The organism is Pseudomonas sp. G(2018) (assembly GCF_005502415.1).
Taxonomy (GTDB): domain Bacteria; phylum Pseudomonadota; class Gammaproteobacteria; order Pseudomonadales; family Pseudomonadaceae; genus Aquipseudomonas.
This window is the reverse complement of sequence record NZ_SCOO01000004.1, coordinates 160043-174299: the sequence shown is the minus strand read 5'-3', so window position 1 is coordinate 174299 and position 14257 is coordinate 160043. Positions and strand designations below refer to the sequence as shown.

Genomic DNA, 14257 nt, shown 5'->3' with positions numbered 1-14257 from the left:
GCGACGGAATAAAGCGATGCCAGGTTTGCGTCCCCAGGATGGGAATAGACCCTTTGTGTATTGGTACGTCGGTACCAATGCTTTCTGCCTGAACAGATTAGAGACACGACCATGCATAATGTCGTCATCAGCGGCACCGGCCTTTACACTCCGGCCAACAGCATCTCCAACGAAGAGCTGGTGCAGTCTTTCAATACCTATGTGGCGCAATTCAACGCCGATAATGCCGACGCCATCGCGCGTGGTGAAGTCGAGGCGTTGACCGAGTCCAGCGCAGCGTTTATCGAAAAAGCCTCTGGCATCAAGAGCCGCTTTGTCATGGACAAGGACGGCATCCTCGACCCGCAACGCATGGCGCCACGCCTGCCGGAGCGTACCAACGACGAATGGTCGGTGCTTTGCCAGATGGCCATCGGCGCGGCCGAGCAAGCCTTGCAACGCGCGGGCAAGACCGCAGCGGACATCGATGGCGTGATCGTCGCCTGCTCCAATCTGCAACGCGCCTATCCGGCCATTGCCATTGAAGTGCAGGAAGCGCTGGGCATCCAGGGTTTCGGTTTCGACATGAACGTGGCCTGTTCTTCGGCGACCTTCGGCATCCAGACCGCCGCCAACAGCATCCAGCTGGGCCAGGCCCGGGCGATCCTGATGGTCAACCCGGAAGTCTGCACCGGTCACCTGAACTTCCGCGACCGTGACAGCCATTTCATCTTCGGCGATGCCGCCACCGCGGTCATCATCGAACGCGCCGACCAGGCCACCTCCAAGTACCAGTTCGACATTGTCAGCACCAAACTGCTGACCAAGTTCTCCAACAACATCCGCAATAACTTCGGCTTCCTCAACCGCGCGGCGGAAGAAGGCATCGGCGCCAAGGACAAACTGTTTGTCCAGGAAGGCCGCAAGGTGTTCAAGGAAGTCTGCCCGATGGTGGCCGAACTGATCGGTGCGCATCTGGAAGAGAACCAGCTCAACGTCAGCGACGTGAAGCGCTTCTGGCTGCACCAGGCCAACCTCAGCATGAACCACCTGATCGTCAAGAAACTGCTGGGCCGCGACGCCACCGAGCAGGAAGCCCCGGTGATTCTCGACACCTACGCCAACACCAGTTCCGCCGGTTCCGTGATTGCGTTCCACAAAAATCAGGATGATCTGCCGTCCGGTTCGCTGGCGGTGCTCAGTTCATTCGGCGCCGGTTACTCGATCGGTAGCGTGATTCTGCGCAAACGCTGAGTTCAGCATTACCTTGACCCTGTGGGAGCGGGCAAGCCCGCTCCCACAGGGTCGGTAGTGTATTCAAACTCGCGGCAGGCGAATGATGGCGGTCAACCCGCCCCCCGGGGTTTCTTCCAGGCTCAACTGCCCGCCCAGACGTTCCGCCGCCTCGCGGGCGATGGTCATGCCCAGCCCGACACCGCCGGAGTTGCGATTGCGCGAACCCTCCAGGCGAAAGAACGGTTCAAACACCGCTTCGCGCTGCTCGGCCGCGATTCCCGGCCCGTGGTCGATCACTCTGATCAACAGTTCTTCCCGATGATCCTCCAGGGTAATCAGCGCCTGCCCGGCATAACGCAGGGCATTGTCCAGCAGGTTGTTGACGCAGGAACGTAATGCCATCGGCTGCACTTGCAGCGGTGCACAGTGGCCGCTGACCCCGACATCGGCGCCCTGGTCCTGGGCGTTTTCGCTCAAGGACTCCACCAGCGCCTGCACGTCCATCCACTGCGGCGCCTCGCTGGTGCGCTGTTCATGCAGGTAGGTGAGGGTGGCGTCGAGCATGCTGATCATGTCGTCCAGATCCTGGCGCATCTGGCCCTGCAGCCTGTCGTCGTCGATCTGCTCCAGCCGCAGCTTGAGCCGCGACAATGGCGTGCGCAGGTCGTGGGACACCGCGCCGAGCATCCGCGAGCGTTGTTTCACCTGCTCGATGATGCGTTGCTGCATTTTGTTGAAGGTGTGCGCCGCTTGCCGCGCTTCCCGTGGACCGGACTCGTCCAGTGGCGGACTGTTGAGGTCTTCGCTCAGGCGCTCGGCGGCGTCGCTGAGCCGCTGGATCGGGCGACTCAACAGTTTGGCGCCGTACCAGGCCGCAATGATCAGCGAGATAAATTGGAAGGTCAGCGGTACCAGCGGTCCACCGAACCAGGGCCGGGGTGGTCGATTGGCGAAACGCGGGTCATCTGGCGGGCGTTGGCCGTCGAATCCTTCGGAGAATTGCGGTGGTGGAGGCGGAGGTGGCGGTGGGCCGTAATGATGAAACCAGGCAAAGGCCAGCAGGTGCGCCAGGATAATCGCCAGCAGCAGCACGCCGAACAGGCGTCCGAACAGCGTATCGAAGCGCCCGCGCATCAGCCGATGTCCCGGGCGTCGAACAGGTAGCCTTCACCGCGCACGGTCTTGATCAACTGCGGTGCTTTCGGGTCATCGCCGAGTTTCTGGCGCAGTCGCGACACGAGCAGGTCGATGCTGCGATCAAAGGCTTCGATCGAGCGGCCGCGGGCGGCGTCCAGCAGTTGCTCGCGGCTCAATACCCGGCGCGGACGCTCGATGAACACCCAGAGCAGACGGAATTCGGCGTTGGACAGCGGCACCACCAGGCCGTCTGCTGCGATCAGCTGGCGCAGCACGCTGTTCAGGCGCCAGTTGTCGAAGCGAATGTTCGCCCGTTGTTCGGTGCGGTCGTCGCGCACCCGGCGCAGGATGGTCTGGATGCGCGCCACCAATTCCCGGGGTTCGAACGGCTTGGCCATGTAATCGTCGGCACCCAGTTCCAGGCCGATGATCCGGTCGGTGGGTTCGCAGCGGGCGGTGAGCATCAGGATCGGGATGTCCGACTCGGCACGTAGCCAGCGGCACAGCGACAGGCCGTCTTCACCGGGCAGCATCAGGTCCAGCACCACCACGTCGAAATGCTCCGCCTGCATGGCCAGGCGCATGGCCGCGCCATCGGTGACGCCACTGGCGTGGATGCTGAAGCGGGCCAGGTAGTCGATCATCAACTCGCGGATCGGGATGTCATCGTCGACGATCAGGGCGCGAATGCTCCAGCGTTTGTCGTCGCCGGACGCTTTTTGATCGTCGTTCACAGGTGTGCGGGTGTTGTGCATGCGTGTGTTCATCTGCCGGATAGGCTGCCAACCACAAAGATAGGCGGCGAGGTTGTGGCTTCAGCATAGGCGTCTGGCCCGCAGGCGCAAAGTGCTGTAAGGACGTGTTGCGGCTGGCGAGGGTAGCGGGCAAGGGTGTTGTGGGCGTGTCAGCTATGTACCGAACTCGACACAATTGCCGCAAAGGCTAGTCTTGCCTGAGCGTTCTCGACGATTTACCGATCATCGGGTCCCGCAGTGGCGCTGGTTCCGCTACAATGCGCGCCGATTTCGACTTGCCTGAGAGCCCGCTCATGTCCGCCTGCCAGACTCCTATCATCGTCGCCCTGGATTTCCCCACCCGTGACGCCGCACTGAAGCTGGCCGATCAGTTGGACCCGAAACTGTGCCGAGTCAAAGTCGGCAAGGAATTGTTCACCAGCTGCGCGTCGGAAATCGTCGGCACCCTGCGTGACAAGGGTTTCGAAGTGTTCCTGGACCTCAAGTTCCACGACATCCCCAACACCACCGCCATGGCCGTCAAGGCTGCCGCGGAAATGGGTGTGTGGATGGTCAACGTGCACTGCTCCGGTGGGCTGCGCATGATGGCTGCGTGCCGTGAAGTACTGGACAAGCGCAGTGGTCCGCAGCCGCTGTTGATCGGCGTGACCGTGCTGACCAGCATGGAGCGTGAGGATTTGGCGGGTATCGGTCTGGATATCGAGCCGCAGGAACAGGTACTGCGCCTGGCTGCCCTGGCGGAAAAAGCCGGGATGGACGGCCTGGTATGCTCGGCACTGGAAGCCCAGGCCTTGAAAGCGGCGCATCCGTCGCTGCAACTGGTAACCCCGGGGATTCGCCCGGCGGGCAGCGCCCAGGACGACCAGCGTCGCATCCTGACTCCACGTCAGGCGCTGGAAGCCGGTTCCGACTACCTGGTGATCGGCCGTCCGATCAGCCAGGCGGCGGATCCTGCAAAAGCTCTGGCAAACGTTGTGGCTGAGCTGGCCTAAACTCCGCGAAACCTGTGGGAGCGGGCTTCGAATGTTGGGTTAAACCTTCAGTACCAACTTCCCGAAATTCTCCCCGCTGAACAACTTCATCAGCGTCTCCGGGAACGTCTGCAGCCCTTCAACAATGTCTTCCTTGCTCTTGAGCTGCCCCTTGGCCATCCAGCCGGCCATTTCCTGTCCGGCAGCGGCGAACTGCGAGGCATAGTCCATCACGACAAAGCCTTCCATGCGCGCACGGTTGACCAGCAGTGACAGGTAGTTGGCCGGGCCTTTGACCGCTTCCTTGTTGTTGTACTGGCTGATGGCGCCACAGATCACCACACGCGCCTTCATGTTGAGCCGGCTCAGCACCGCGTCGAGAATGTCGCCGCCGACGTTATCGAAATACACGTCGACACCTTTCGGGCATTCACGCTTGAGGCCGGCGATGACGTCTTCGTTTTTGTAATCGATGACGCCGTCAAAACCCAATTCATCGATCAGGAACTTGCATTTGTCCGCGCCGCCAGCGATGCCGACCACCCGGCATCCCTTGATCTTGGCGATTTGCCCGGCAATGCTGCCCACCGCACCGGCTGCACCGGACAACACCACAGTCTCACCCGCCTTGGGGGCGCCGACGTCGAGCAGGGCGAAGTAAGCCGTCATGCCGGTCATGCCCAGCGCGGACAAATAACGGGGCAGCGGTGCCAGTTTCGGATCGACCTTGTAGAAGCCTCGCGGTTCGCCAAGGAAATAATCCTGCACACCCAAAGCGCCGTTGACGTAGTCGCCGACCGCGAAACCGGGGTTGTTCGAAGCCACGACCTGGCCGACACCGAGGGCTCGCATCACTTCACCGAGGCCGACCGGCGGGATGTAGGACTTGCCCTCATTCATCCAGCCACGCATGGCCGGGTCCAGCGAGAGGTATTCGTTCTTGACCAGGATCTGACCCGCCGCCGGCTCGCCGACCGGTACTTCTTGATAGGTAAAGGTCTCGCGGGTTGCCGCGCCGACAGGACGTTTGGCGAGCAGGAACTGGCGATTGGTCTGGGTAGTCATGACAGGCACTCAAGATGAATGAAGCCTTGTTGATAGTCCTTCATGGGCGATGTCGCAAGTTTGGCTTATGCGGCGAATGCAGGTTGATCCAGTGCAGTGATAGTTGGTACGGCAGTTCCATCACTGCAACTCATGGGTGCCCAACCGGCCTTCTGATAGTGCTGCCGCGTCAGGGGCCGCGTGGATAGACTGAAAAAATCGATCCCCCGCAAACTTCTCTTTGAGGACATAACAATGAGCATGACGTTTTCCGGTCAGGTCGCCTTAGTGACGGGCGCAGCCAATGGCATTGGTCGCGCGACTGCCCAGGCGTTTGCCGCCGAAGGATTGAAAGTGGTGGTGGCCGACATGGACACAGCGGGCGGCGAGGGGACCGTAGCGCTGATTCGTACGGCGGGCGGCGAAGCGACCTTCGTGCGCTGTAACGTCACTGTGGAAAGCGAAGTAAAAAATCTGATGGAAGAGGTCGTCAATACCTACGGCCGTCTCGACTACGCCTTCAACAATGCCGGTATCGAGATCGAGAAGGGCAAACTCGCCGAAGGCACCGTCGACGAATTCGACGCGATCATGGGCGTCAACGTCAAAGGCGTCTGGTTGTGCATGAAGTACCAGTTGCCATTGCTGTTGGCCCAGGGTGGTGGCGCCATCGTCAATACAGCTTCGGTGGCCGGTCTCGGTGCCGCGCCGAAAATGAGCATCTACGCCGCTTCCAAGCACGCGGTGATCGGCCTGACCAAATCGGCGGCCATCGAATACGCCAAGAAAAAGATCCGGGTCAACGCGGTATGCCCGGCAGTGATCGACACCGATATGTTCCGTCGCGCCTATGAAGCCGACCCGAAGAAGGGCGAGTTCGCCAACGCCATGCACCCGGTGGGCCGCATCGGCAAGGTCGAGGAAATCGCCAGCGCGGTGCTTTACCTGTGCAGTGACGGCGCAGCGTTTACCACTGGGCATTCGTTGGCGGTGGATGGTGGTGTCACCGCGTTCTGAAACCCAGCGCTGCTACTGAGTAAACACCGAACCTGTGGGAGCGGGCTTGCTCGCGAAGTGGGGGTGTCAGGCGACATTGATGTTGTCTGACACACTGCTTTCGTCGGAACGCCGCCCGGAGCCGGCTCGCTCCCACAGGTTTTTTGTTGCCTTGAGATTTCTTACTGCGGCTCCGTGAAGGCACCCGGCAGTGTGTTTCAAATGATTGAAACCGGCGATTCTGGCGGCGTTGTCGCACATCCCGGCGAACACTCCTGTGATTAACTGGTTTACGCAAACCAAACAGGAGTTGCTCGCTCATGGAATTGAGTATCGATCGACAGGCCTTGGTGCCGGTCGTACAGCAAATCGTCGATGGACTGGCCTGCTGGCTCCATCGCAACGAGGTTGTGCCAGGTGCGCGTTTGCCTTCGGTGCGGCAAATCGCGCGAATCAATTCGCTCAGTCAGTCCTGTGTCGTCGAAGCCTGTGATCGGCTGGTCGCACAAGGGGTGCTGGAGCCGCGTCATGCAGCCGGTTATGTCGTGGCTACCCCGGCTTCGATCTCTGTTCAGCAACAGGGCGTTTCCTTGTGCCAATTGCCATTGGGCAGTGGTGGCTTGCCCGAAAGTTGGCGCGAAACGGACGATCTGGTTTACGCGATTCGGGAAGTCAGTCGCACCGACATGGCCGGCTTGTTCAACTACAACTCCCCCTTGGGTTTGCCTGCCTTGCGCCAGCAGATTCAAAAGTGCCTGAAGCAGCGGGATATCAACGTCGGGGACAATCGAATCCTGACTACCGCGGGGGCCAGCCAGGGTCTGGACCTGATCGTACGGACGTTGCTTAAACCGGGAGACTGCGTGGTGGTGGAAAACCCTGGTAATCCCGTGTTGTTCGATTTGCTCAGGCTGCACGGTGTAAGCCTGCTTGAGGTTCCGCGAGCGCCGCACGGGCCGGACATCGTGGCGTTGGAAGCGTTGCTGCTGAAATATCGGCCTCGTGGATTGTTCATCAATAGTTTTCATCACAATCCTACCGGTTGCAGCCTGGCGCCGGGGGGCGCGCAGCGAGTGCTGCAACTGGCGAAAGAGCATGGTGTGCGGGTGATCGAAGACGACGTTTACGCAGACCTGTACGACGGTTCCGGCAAGCGCCTTGCCGCACTGGATGACAGCGTGATCTACGTCGGTAGTTATTCCAAGACGCTCAGTAGCTCGTTGCGGGTCGGTTTTGTAGTGGCCGGCACCGAGGTAATTGCACGATTGGCCGAGGTCAAGATGATCAGCAGCATGGGTACTTCACGATTCTGCGAGTCGGTACTGGCCTGTCTGTTGGCCAATGGTACCTACCGCCAATTGGTGCAGCGCCAGCGCCAGCGCCTTGGCAGCGATCGACGGGCAGCATTGCAGTTGCTCGAAGACGCGGAGTGGGAGGTGTTCGGCAAGCCTGCGGGAGGTCTGTTTATCTGGGCGCGATCGCGGATGGCAGACCACGCACAGCTGCGGGCACAGGCCCGGCGCTTCGGTGTCTTGCTGTCATCGCCGACGGCCTTCAGTCCCGCCGGCGCGGCCACTGACTGGCAGCGTATCAATGTGACCTGTGCTTGTGATCCGCGAGCCCGGGCATTTTTTCAGGCTACCGCTGCGAATCGACCTCAAGTGTTCTGAAAACGACGCGAACGTAGCTTTTTGCCATTATTCCGACGCCAAAGACTTGTGTTGCCACAGGCCCGTTGCGAATCTCCATCTACAGATAATGGCAGGGGACTAAGTGCAATGATTTCGGCCGTGCAAGGACGTTTTGCCAACCTCGGTATGGCAAAAAAACTGGGTATCGGGTTTGTGCTGGTGCTGTTGTTGACCGCCCTGGTGGCGGCCATCGGCGTCTGGTCCCTGCAAACCATCAGTCAGCGCTTCGATGGGCTCAAGCAAATGTCGTCGCTCAACAGTGGATTGCTGAAGGTACGCTTGCTGGAGCAAGAATATGCCTTGCACGGCAACCCGAAAACGGCCGATGCCCTGCGCGAAGGCGTTGATGGCTTGATTGCCCTGGCGAATCAGCTCAAGGCTGCGTCTGCCGCCAATGCGCCGGTAATGAACGATGTCGAGCAATCCCTCGGCGCCTACCGCAAGGCGTTCGACGAGTTTGTCTCGCTCAGTCAGGCCAAGGACCTGGCGCTGGAAATGGCCAGCTGGTCGGTCTCCAGCGTGGCCAATAACCTCGACGTGTTGCAGTCCGGGCTTGCCGATGACGGTACCTACACCCTGAAGGAATCCGAGGGCAAGGACGGTGCGCAATTCGTCGAGCAGGCCAATCAGGTCAGCCAGGTATCACGGCTGATGTTGCAAGCCATGAACGAAGCGCGTGTGCGTCTGGATCAGAGCCGCAAGGGTGATGACAGCGCGGGGCAAGGCAAGATCGAACAGGCCAGCCAGGCGTTGACCCAGGCCGAACAGCTGAAAACTTCAGTCAAGGATGAGGGGTATCAGACCGTTCTCAATGAAGTGATCGGTCACATCGCCAGTTTCAGCGACAAGCTCGCCGAGTACACCGGCCTGCTGGAACAGGAAAAGACCGTCTATCAGCAATTGCATCAACGCGCAGCCCAAGTGATGGAGCGGGTGGATCAGGCCTATATCGCCGAAGACCAGTCGATGCAGACAGAGCTGAACAAGAACTCGTTGCTGATCATCGGCTCCTCCGCGTTGGCGTTGCTGGTCGGACTGATTGCAGCCTGGGTCATTACCCGACTGATCGTCGGGCCACTGCGCAGTGTGATTCGTGTGGCGCAGCAGATTGCTTCCGGGGATTTGAGCGGAACGGTCGAAGTGACCCGTCGTGATGAGATCGGTCAGTTGATGCAGGCCATGCAGCAGATGGGGGCGGGACTGAGCCACATCGTCAGCGGTTTGCAGGCGGGTATCGAACAACTGGCCACTTCAGCGCAATCGCTGTCGGCGGTCACTGAACAGACCAACCTCGAAGTCAGCAGCCAGAAGGAAGAAACCGAACAAGTCGCCACTGCAATGAACCAGATGACCGCCACCGTGCATGACGTGGCGCGTAATGCCGAAGAAGCCGCCGTGGCGGCGCAAACGGCCGACGGCAAGGTTGAAAGCGGTCAGCTCGTGGTGCGTCAGAGCATGGCGCGCATTGAGCAACTGGCGGATTCGGCCACCTCGGCCAGTTCGAGCATCGAGAGCTTGAGCGCGGAAATCCAGAACATCGGTACCGTACTCAGTGTCATCAAAAGCGTGGCTGAACAAACAAACCTGCTGGCGCTCAACGCGGCCATCGAGGCCGCAAGGGCCGGCGAGCAGGGCAGGGGCTTCGCGGTGGTGGCCGATGAAGTGCGTGCATTGGCCAAGCGGACCCAGCAATCGACCGAGGAAATCGAGCGGTTGGTCAGCGCCTTGCGCTCGGCGGCGCAGACGTCGGTTCAGCAGATTCAAAGCAGTGGCGAACTGGTGAAACTGGCGGTCAGCGATGCGCTGCAGACTGAAAGTGCGTTGGGAAGTATTGCGGCGGCGGTATCGTTGATCCAGCAGATGAACCAGCAGATCGCAGCTGCTGCCGAGGAGCAGAGTTCGGTGGCCGAGGAGATCAATCGCAGTGTCACGAGCATTCGTGCCAGTGCGGATCAGTCTTCGCTGGCGATGCAGGGGAATGCGGCGTCGAGTATCGAATTGGCGCAGCTGGGGGTTGAGCTGAAGGGGATGGTGGGGCATTTCAGGCTTTGAACCTGCATTGCGTATCCAGTGGGAGCGAGCCTGCTCGCGAAGGCGGCCTGACAGCCGCCCAGGGTTTTGCGGTTGTAGCCGATCCCTGTAGCAAAGCTTGCTCGCGATGACTGAGTGTCAGTCAACATCGATACAGCTGAGCAACCGTTATCGCGAGCAAGCTTTGCTCCTGCAGGGCAAAAAAAAGCCACCTGATCCGGTGGCTTTTCTACTTTGCTCGAATGATCAGTCGTAGATCACTTTCTTCTTCCAGTCCGCATCGGCCTCGACGTCTTTGAGGCCTTCGGTCAATTGGTTCACTTCGCCTTCTACCGGGGCGATGCGGTCCATGACTTGTGCGTTGGCGCGGGCCAGGAGTTTTTCCAGGTATTCCAGCTGTTCCGCATAGATCTGTGGTTCCTGTTGCTTGCGCAGGTATTGCACACCGCGTTCGAACGCCAGGCGCGCTTGGCCGGGCTGGTTCTGTTGCAGGGAGTGCTGGCCAAGGTTGTTGAAGAATTCGATGTGCAACAGCACCAGAATATGGCGGACCTCGCGGATCCAGCGTTTGGCTTCGTTGGGCGGCAGGAAACCGTCCTGGGCGGCACGGGTGATCTGGCCATGCAGGGCTTCAAGCAGGAAGCGCACGTCCTTGGCCTTGGCTTCTGTCTGGATAGGTGCCGGTGGATTGTTGACCGATATCGACTCGCCCTGTGCGACCAGCGCCGTCAGTTCGGTAATCCGCGCCTTGAGGTTGGCGCTGGTTTTTTCCAGGTTCAGCAGGCGTTGGCAGACATTCAGTTCCAGGCGGGTCAGCAGCAGCTTGAGCGCCGGTGTCATCAACTGGCCTGGGAAGGTCTCGGTGATCTCTCCGCAACGCCGCAGGCGATCATTGAGTTCAACCTTGGTACGGGCCCTTTCCAGCTTATTGTTTTCCACCACATGGTTGATGTAGCCAATGGCGATCAATAATGCGATCCCGGCTACGACGAGCAGGGTGATCATGAGTGGTGTCACCGGTAAGACCTCTTTTATAGGGTTCGCGTGCGAGTCGAGTGTAGTGGCTTGGCATTTAAGCGCCCAGGGCCGCTCGACGAGTTGGTTCGAGAAGGCTCAACCTGTATCGGCCGCAGTCCTGCTTTATAAATGCTGGCAACAGTGAAGCAGATCGCCATCATTGATGGCGTCGACTATAACGCCTTGGCGAGTGTCAGAATATAGGCGCCAAACACCGGGTGGCGGAAAATCCGGTTAGGGGCGTTAAAGCAGGGCGAAGTCATTGATTTAAATAAATTTAATACAGGGGGTTGACGACCTCTCAATCCATCCATAGAATGCGCGCCACTTGCAGCGTAAAGCACACAGCGAAACGAAGCAGGGAGTGAATGTTGTAGTGTGTCCCCTTCGTCTAGTGGCCTAGGACACCGCCCTTTCACGGCGGTAACAGGGGTTCGAGTCCCCTAGGGGACGCCAATGCGGGAATAGCTCAGTTGGTAGAGCACGACCTTGCCAAGGTCGGGGTCGCGAGTTCGAGTCTCGTTTCCCGCTCCAATTTTAAACAGCATTGCTTTCGGGCAGGGCTGAGTGAAACCAGAACCAAGTCTTCGGATGCGGATCTGGACACCGAAACACACACCATGTGTTCCGGGTAGCGTGTCCCCTTCGTCTAGTGGCCTAGGACACCGCCCTTTCACGGCGGTAACAGGGGTTCGAGTCCCCTAGGGGACGCCATTTGCGGGAATAGCTCAGTTGGTAGAGCACGACCTTGCCAAGGTCGGGGTCGCGAGTTCGAGTCTCGTTTCCCGCTCCATATTTAACAAAAACGCCGCTCATTGAGCGGCGTTTTTGTTTGTGCGTAAAAAACAGCCTCAACCGCTGAGGCTTTGCACCAGGCTTTCGAGCGCTTCATTGGTTTTTTCATCCAGCACCAGTTGCGCAGCTGCAGCCGCTCTGAGTTGGCGTGCCAAACGGTATTCACTGGGCGTGCAATTTGCGAATTGCTTGAAGGCTCGAGCGAAGTAGGAAGGATCCTTGAAGCCGGCCTCATAGCCAATACTGGTAATAGGCATCTGACTGTTGTCGAGCAGTTCTTTGGCGAAGTTCATGCGCTTATCCAAGATGTAATCCGTGAGGCCAAGTCCATTGGCTTCCTTGAACAGGCGGCTGAAGCGAAATGTTGTCATGCCGCAGCGCTGCGCCAAAACCCTCTGATCGATGCTGTCTCGAAAGTGCTGTTCGATGTACAGCATGATGCTGCTCAGCGCTTGGTGTTTTTGGTGTCCTGAGGTCAGCCGGATGCTTTCCGGCAGGGTTGGGGAGTGGTCGATCTGCGATGATTTGCCCTGGCCGTTGGCATTTCGGCGCAGTTCGCAGAGCTGCATCACCGCGGTCAGGTAACGCTTCTTCTCGGTGGCCGAGAACGGAAGCACCATGTATTCCCAGACGCTGGAGCGCATCGCCCAGACAGCCAGTTCCTCTGAATGCTGCACAGTGAACATGGTGATCGGAATGGTGGGGGTGGTGCGTTTGATCTCCAGCAATAGCCTCAACCCCGAAGTGTCGGGGCGATCAAAATGGATGCAGATCATGTCTGCCTGTTCCCTGATGGGCAGCACGGAGTTTTTCGCCATTTTGCAGTTGCAGGTACCCTCAAACTGCTCGATGAGTTCTTTGGTGGACCGATCGTGTGTCAGATCGAACCATAGTAGGGATGGCCTTCCGTTGAAATGGGACGTCATGTCTCTATTTTTACTCCAGAGTTCTTAATGCCTCTCTTTGATCAGCAGTATGGCCAATGTGCTATTACGCTGTAGAACTAATCCTGATAAAAAATACGGTATTCAGTTCTATTCGCTCTATGCGTTTTCTGAGGGGCAGCTCCGGTCGCGTGTTTGTTGGTGCGCATTCGACAAACCTGGCTTTTACCGCTTGTCGCTTGCGAATCAATGGCAATTGCCGTTGCGTTTCAATGCCTTGTCTGCCCCTCCCGTTACCTCTGTAAAGGCCAATGCCCCGTCTTTTGCCACCCAGCAAAAAAATCCTAGCGATTTGCAAAATCCTCCTAACGCTCATGCCTGCACCCTGACTAGGGTTTGCATCAGGCAGCGCAGAAAGTACTGCCTCAGACAAAACAACATTTTCGAGTGAGGTGGGCAAAATGATCATGCAAACAATCAAGGCTTCGGTAGTGAAGTTCGTCAAAGACGAAGATGGCCTGACCATTGTGGAATACGCGGTGGCTGGCGGCCTAATAACCCTGGCGGTTGCCGCTGGCTTTACCTCCTTGGGCACGGCCATTACCGGCCAGCTCACTAGGCTAGCTACTTGTGTGGGCTCTACTAGGGTGTGCTCGTAAGTCTATTTCCAGTGAGAGAGATGCAGCAGAAAAAACAACATTCGAGTGAGGTGGGCAAAATGATTATGCAAACAATCAAGGCTTCGGTAGTGAAGTTCGTCAAAGACGAAGATGGCCTGACCATTGTGGAATATGCAGTGGCCGGCGGGCTAATAACCCTGGCGGTTGCCGCTGGTTTTACCTCCTTGGGCACGGCCATTACCGGCCAGCTCGGTAGGCTAGCTACTTGTGTGGGCTCTACTAGGGTGTGCTCGTAAGTCTATTTTCAGTGAGAGATGCCTCAGAAAAAACAACATTCGCGTGAGGTGGGCAAAATGATCTTGCAAACAATCAAGGCTTCGGTAGTGAAGTTCGTCAGAGACGAAGATGGCCTGACCATTGTGGAGTATGCGGTGGCCGGCGGGCTAATAACCCTGGCGGTTGCCGCTGGTTTTACCTCCTTGGGCACCGCCATTACCGGCCAGCTCGGTAGGCTAGCTACTTGTGTGGGTGGTGCTGGGGCGTGCTAGTAAGTCTATTTCCAGTGAGAGAGATGCAGCGATGCCTATTGAGCAGATGTTTACATCAATTGTTCTGTTAGGGCTGCTAGGTATTGCGGTGGTGAGCGACCTTCGTCGCCACCGCATCCCCAACCTGCTGGTTCTTTTAGGACTTGTTTTGGGGTTGACCAGTCAGGCTTACGCAAGTGGAGTTGAGGGGCTTGGTAATGCTGCGCTGGCCATGCTGATCGGCTTTACAGTGTTTCTACCCATGTACGCCCTAGGCGGTATGGCCGCTGGGGACGTCAAGTTGATGGCCATGGTCGGAAGTTTTTTTACACCGTATGACGCGTTATGGACGGCGTTTTTCAGTCTGATTGCCGGTGGTTTGTGCGGTTTTTTGATCATTCTTTTTCGTGGTCAGCTGCTGCAAACCTTAGCGCGCTACGGGTTGATGCTAAGGGCGCGAACCTACCTGGTTCCGGCGGTAGATGAAGTGGCCGGAAAGCCTTTCCCATACTCCGTTGCAATTTTGCTCGGAACCCTGGCCAGTGGTTATTGGCTGCAAATCGGCCTGTAGCCC

General features: G+C 58.3%; 14 protein-coding genes, 4 tRNA genes and 1 pseudogene. 14 read left to right on the top strand and 5 right to left on the bottom strand.

Features of this window, described 5'->3' with window-relative positions; all coding sequences use genetic code 11:
- Positions 1-111 precede the first annotated feature (111 nt).
- Entirely contained in the window at positions 112-1233 is a 1122-nt protein-coding gene (locus FFS64_RS05875) for a beta-ketoacyl-ACP synthase III (protein ID WP_137804579.1), read from the top strand.
- 63 nt (positions 1234-1296) lie between these two features.
- On the opposite strand, the gene FFS64_RS05870 is transcribed toward FFS64_RS05875, so the two are convergent.
- Complete coding sequence (locus FFS64_RS05870; protein WP_137804578.1) at positions 1297-2349, bottom strand: HAMP domain-containing sensor histidine kinase; 1053 nt, start codon at positions 2347-2349, stop codon at positions 1297-1299.
- Entirely contained in the window at positions 2349-3107 is a 759-nt protein-coding gene (locus FFS64_RS05865; protein ID WP_137804577.1) for a response regulator, read from the bottom strand. The genes FFS64_RS05870 and FFS64_RS05865 overlap by 1 nt, the downstream gene beginning before the upstream one ends.
- A gap of 293 nt (positions 3108-3400) precedes the next feature.
- Between FFS64_RS05865 and pyrF the strand changes: the two genes are divergently transcribed.
- Positions 3401-4099, top strand: coding sequence for an orotidine-5'-phosphate decarboxylase (gene pyrF / locus FFS64_RS05860; RefSeq protein ID WP_170948692.1), 699 nt, complete (start codon positions 3401-3403; stop codon positions 4097-4099).
- Between the two features lie 39 nt (positions 4100-4138).
- Here the strand turns inward: pyrF and FFS64_RS05855 are convergent, their stop codons facing one another.
- Positions 4139-5143 carry an NADP-dependent oxidoreductase gene (locus FFS64_RS05855; RefSeq protein WP_137804576.1) on the bottom strand — a complete coding sequence of 335 codons (1005 nt, stop codon included), beginning with the start codon at positions 5141-5143 and terminating at the stop codon, positions 4139-4141.
- A 234-nt stretch (positions 5144-5377) separates the two neighbouring features.
- Here FFS64_RS05855 and FFS64_RS05850 point away from each other — a divergent pair, with 234 nt between their 5' ends.
- The 4 genes and pseudogenes from FFS64_RS05850 (at position 5378) to FFS64_RS32160 (ending at position 9861) form a co-directional block, all read left to right on the top strand.
- Positions 5378-6139 (top strand): SDR family oxidoreductase, encoded by a 762-nt coding sequence (locus tag FFS64_RS05850; protein WP_137804575.1) that lies wholly within the window; start codon positions 5378-5380, stop codon positions 6137-6139.
- A 299-nt stretch (positions 6140-6438) separates the two neighbouring features.
- Positions 6439-7788, top strand: coding sequence for a PLP-dependent aminotransferase family protein (locus FFS64_RS05845; RefSeq protein WP_137804574.1), 1350 nt, complete (start codon positions 6439-6441; stop codon positions 7786-7788).
- Between the two features lie 108 nt (positions 7789-7896).
- Positions 7897-9000 (top strand): annotated as a pseudogene (locus tag FFS64_RS32165) (HAMP domain-containing protein); the annotation flags it as partial.
- The gene (locus FFS64_RS32160) at positions 8980-9861 is read left to right on the top strand and encodes a methyl-accepting chemotaxis protein (protein WP_372242167.1); all 882 of its coding nucleotides are present in this window, start codon (positions 8980-8982) and stop codon (positions 9859-9861) included. The pseudogene FFS64_RS32165 and the gene FFS64_RS32160, both read left to right, overlap by 21 nt.
- Before the next feature lie 225 nt (positions 9862-10086).
- On the opposite strand, the gene FFS64_RS05835 is transcribed toward FFS64_RS32160, so the two are convergent.
- The gene (locus tag FFS64_RS05835; protein WP_171017063.1) at positions 10087-10845 is read right to left on the bottom strand and encodes a hypothetical protein; all 759 of its coding nucleotides are present in this window, start codon (positions 10843-10845) and stop codon (positions 10087-10089) included.
- Positions 10846-11237: 392 nt separating this feature from the next.
- On the opposite strand from FFS64_RS05835, the gene FFS64_RS05830 reads away from it, so the two are divergent.
- The 4 genes from FFS64_RS05830 to FFS64_RS05815 all read left to right on the top strand — a co-directional run bounded on the left by FFS64_RS05830 (position 11238) and on the right by FFS64_RS05815 (position 11650).
- Positions 11238-11313: transfer RNA gene (locus FFS64_RS05830), tRNA-Glu, on the top strand.
- A gap of 2 nt (positions 11314-11315) precedes the next feature.
- A tRNA-Gly gene (locus FFS64_RS05825) sits at positions 11316-11391 on the top strand.
- A gap of 104 nt (positions 11392-11495) precedes the next feature.
- Positions 11496-11571, top strand: a tRNA-Glu gene (locus tag FFS64_RS05820).
- Between the two features lie 3 nt (positions 11572-11574).
- Positions 11575-11650, top strand: a tRNA-Gly gene (locus FFS64_RS05815).
- A gap of 58 nt (positions 11651-11708) precedes the next feature.
- On the opposite strand, the gene FFS64_RS05810 is transcribed toward FFS64_RS05815, so the two are convergent.
- Positions 11709-12578, bottom strand: a complete 870-nt coding sequence (locus FFS64_RS05810) for a response regulator transcription factor (protein WP_137804571.1) — start codon at positions 12576-12578, stop codon at positions 11709-11711.
- A gap of 419 nt (positions 12579-12997) precedes the next feature.
- On the opposite strand from FFS64_RS05810, the gene FFS64_RS05805 reads away from it, so the two are divergent.
- The 4 genes from FFS64_RS05805 to FFS64_RS05790 are packed head-to-tail and all read left to right on the top strand — an operon-like array spanning position 12998 to position 14254.
- Positions 12998-13195, top strand: coding sequence for a Flp family type IVb pilin (locus FFS64_RS05805; protein ID WP_137804570.1), 198 nt, complete (start codon positions 12998-13000; stop codon positions 13193-13195).
- A 59-nt stretch (positions 13196-13254) separates the two neighbouring features.
- Entirely contained in the window at positions 13255-13452 is a 198-nt protein-coding gene (locus tag FFS64_RS05800) for a Flp family type IVb pilin (protein ID WP_137804675.1), read from the top strand.
- Between the two features lie 57 nt (positions 13453-13509).
- The gene (locus tag FFS64_RS31610) at positions 13510-13704 is read left to right on the top strand and encodes a Flp family type IVb pilin (RefSeq protein WP_137804569.1); all 195 of its coding nucleotides are present in this window, start codon (positions 13510-13512) and stop codon (positions 13702-13704) included.
- 31 nt (positions 13705-13735) lie between these two features.
- A complete protein-coding gene (locus FFS64_RS05790; protein ID WP_137804568.1) occupies positions 13736-14254 on the top strand; it encodes a prepilin peptidase in 519 nt (172 codons plus the stop codon).
- The last annotated feature ends 3 nt before the right edge of the window (positions 14255-14257 follow it).

Bases quoted from the DNA above. Each gene is read 5' to 3' on its own strand.
- FFS64_RS05875 (WP_137804579.1), top strand. From the start codon at position 112: ATGCATAATGTCGTCATCAGCGGCACCGGCCTTTACACTCCGGCCAAC.
- FFS64_RS05870 (WP_137804578.1), bottom strand. From the start codon at position 2,349: ATGCGCGGGCGCTTCGATACGCTGTTCGGACGCCTGTTCGGCGTGCTG.
- FFS64_RS05865 (WP_137804577.1), bottom strand. From the start codon at position 3,107: ATGCACAACACCCGCACACCTGTGAACGACGATCAAAAAGCGTCCGGC.
- pyrF (WP_170948692.1), top strand. From the start codon at position 3,401: ATGTCCGCCTGCCAGACTCCTATCATCGTCGCCCTGGATTTCCCCACC.
- FFS64_RS05855 (WP_137804576.1), bottom strand. From the start codon at position 5,143: ATGACTACCCAGACCAATCGCCAGTTCCTGCTCGCCAAACGTCCTGTC.
- FFS64_RS05850 (WP_137804575.1), top strand. From the start codon at position 5,378: ATGAGCATGACGTTTTCCGGTCAGGTCGCCTTAGTGACGGGCGCAGCC.
- FFS64_RS05845 (WP_137804574.1), top strand. From the start codon at position 6,439: ATGGAATTGAGTATCGATCGACAGGCCTTGGTGCCGGTCGTACAGCAA.
- FFS64_RS32160 (WP_372242167.1), top strand. From the start codon at position 8,980: ATGCAGGCCATGCAGCAGATGGGGGCGGGACTGAGCCACATCGTCAGC.
- FFS64_RS05835 (WP_171017063.1), bottom strand. From the start codon at position 10,845: ATGATCACCCTGCTCGTCGTAGCCGGGATCGCATTATTGATCGCCATT.
- FFS64_RS05810 (WP_137804571.1), bottom strand. From the start codon at position 12,578: ATGACGTCCCATTTCAACGGAAGGCCATCCCTACTATGGTTCGATCTG.
- FFS64_RS05805 (WP_137804570.1), top strand. From the start codon at position 12,998: ATGATCATGCAAACAATCAAGGCTTCGGTAGTGAAGTTCGTCAAAGAC.
- FFS64_RS05800 (WP_137804675.1), top strand. From the start codon at position 13,255: ATGATTATGCAAACAATCAAGGCTTCGGTAGTGAAGTTCGTCAAAGAC.
- FFS64_RS31610 (WP_137804569.1), top strand. From the start codon at position 13,510: ATGATCTTGCAAACAATCAAGGCTTCGGTAGTGAAGTTCGTCAGAGAC.
- FFS64_RS05790 (WP_137804568.1), top strand. From the start codon at position 13,736: ATGCCTATTGAGCAGATGTTTACATCAATTGTTCTGTTAGGGCTGCTA.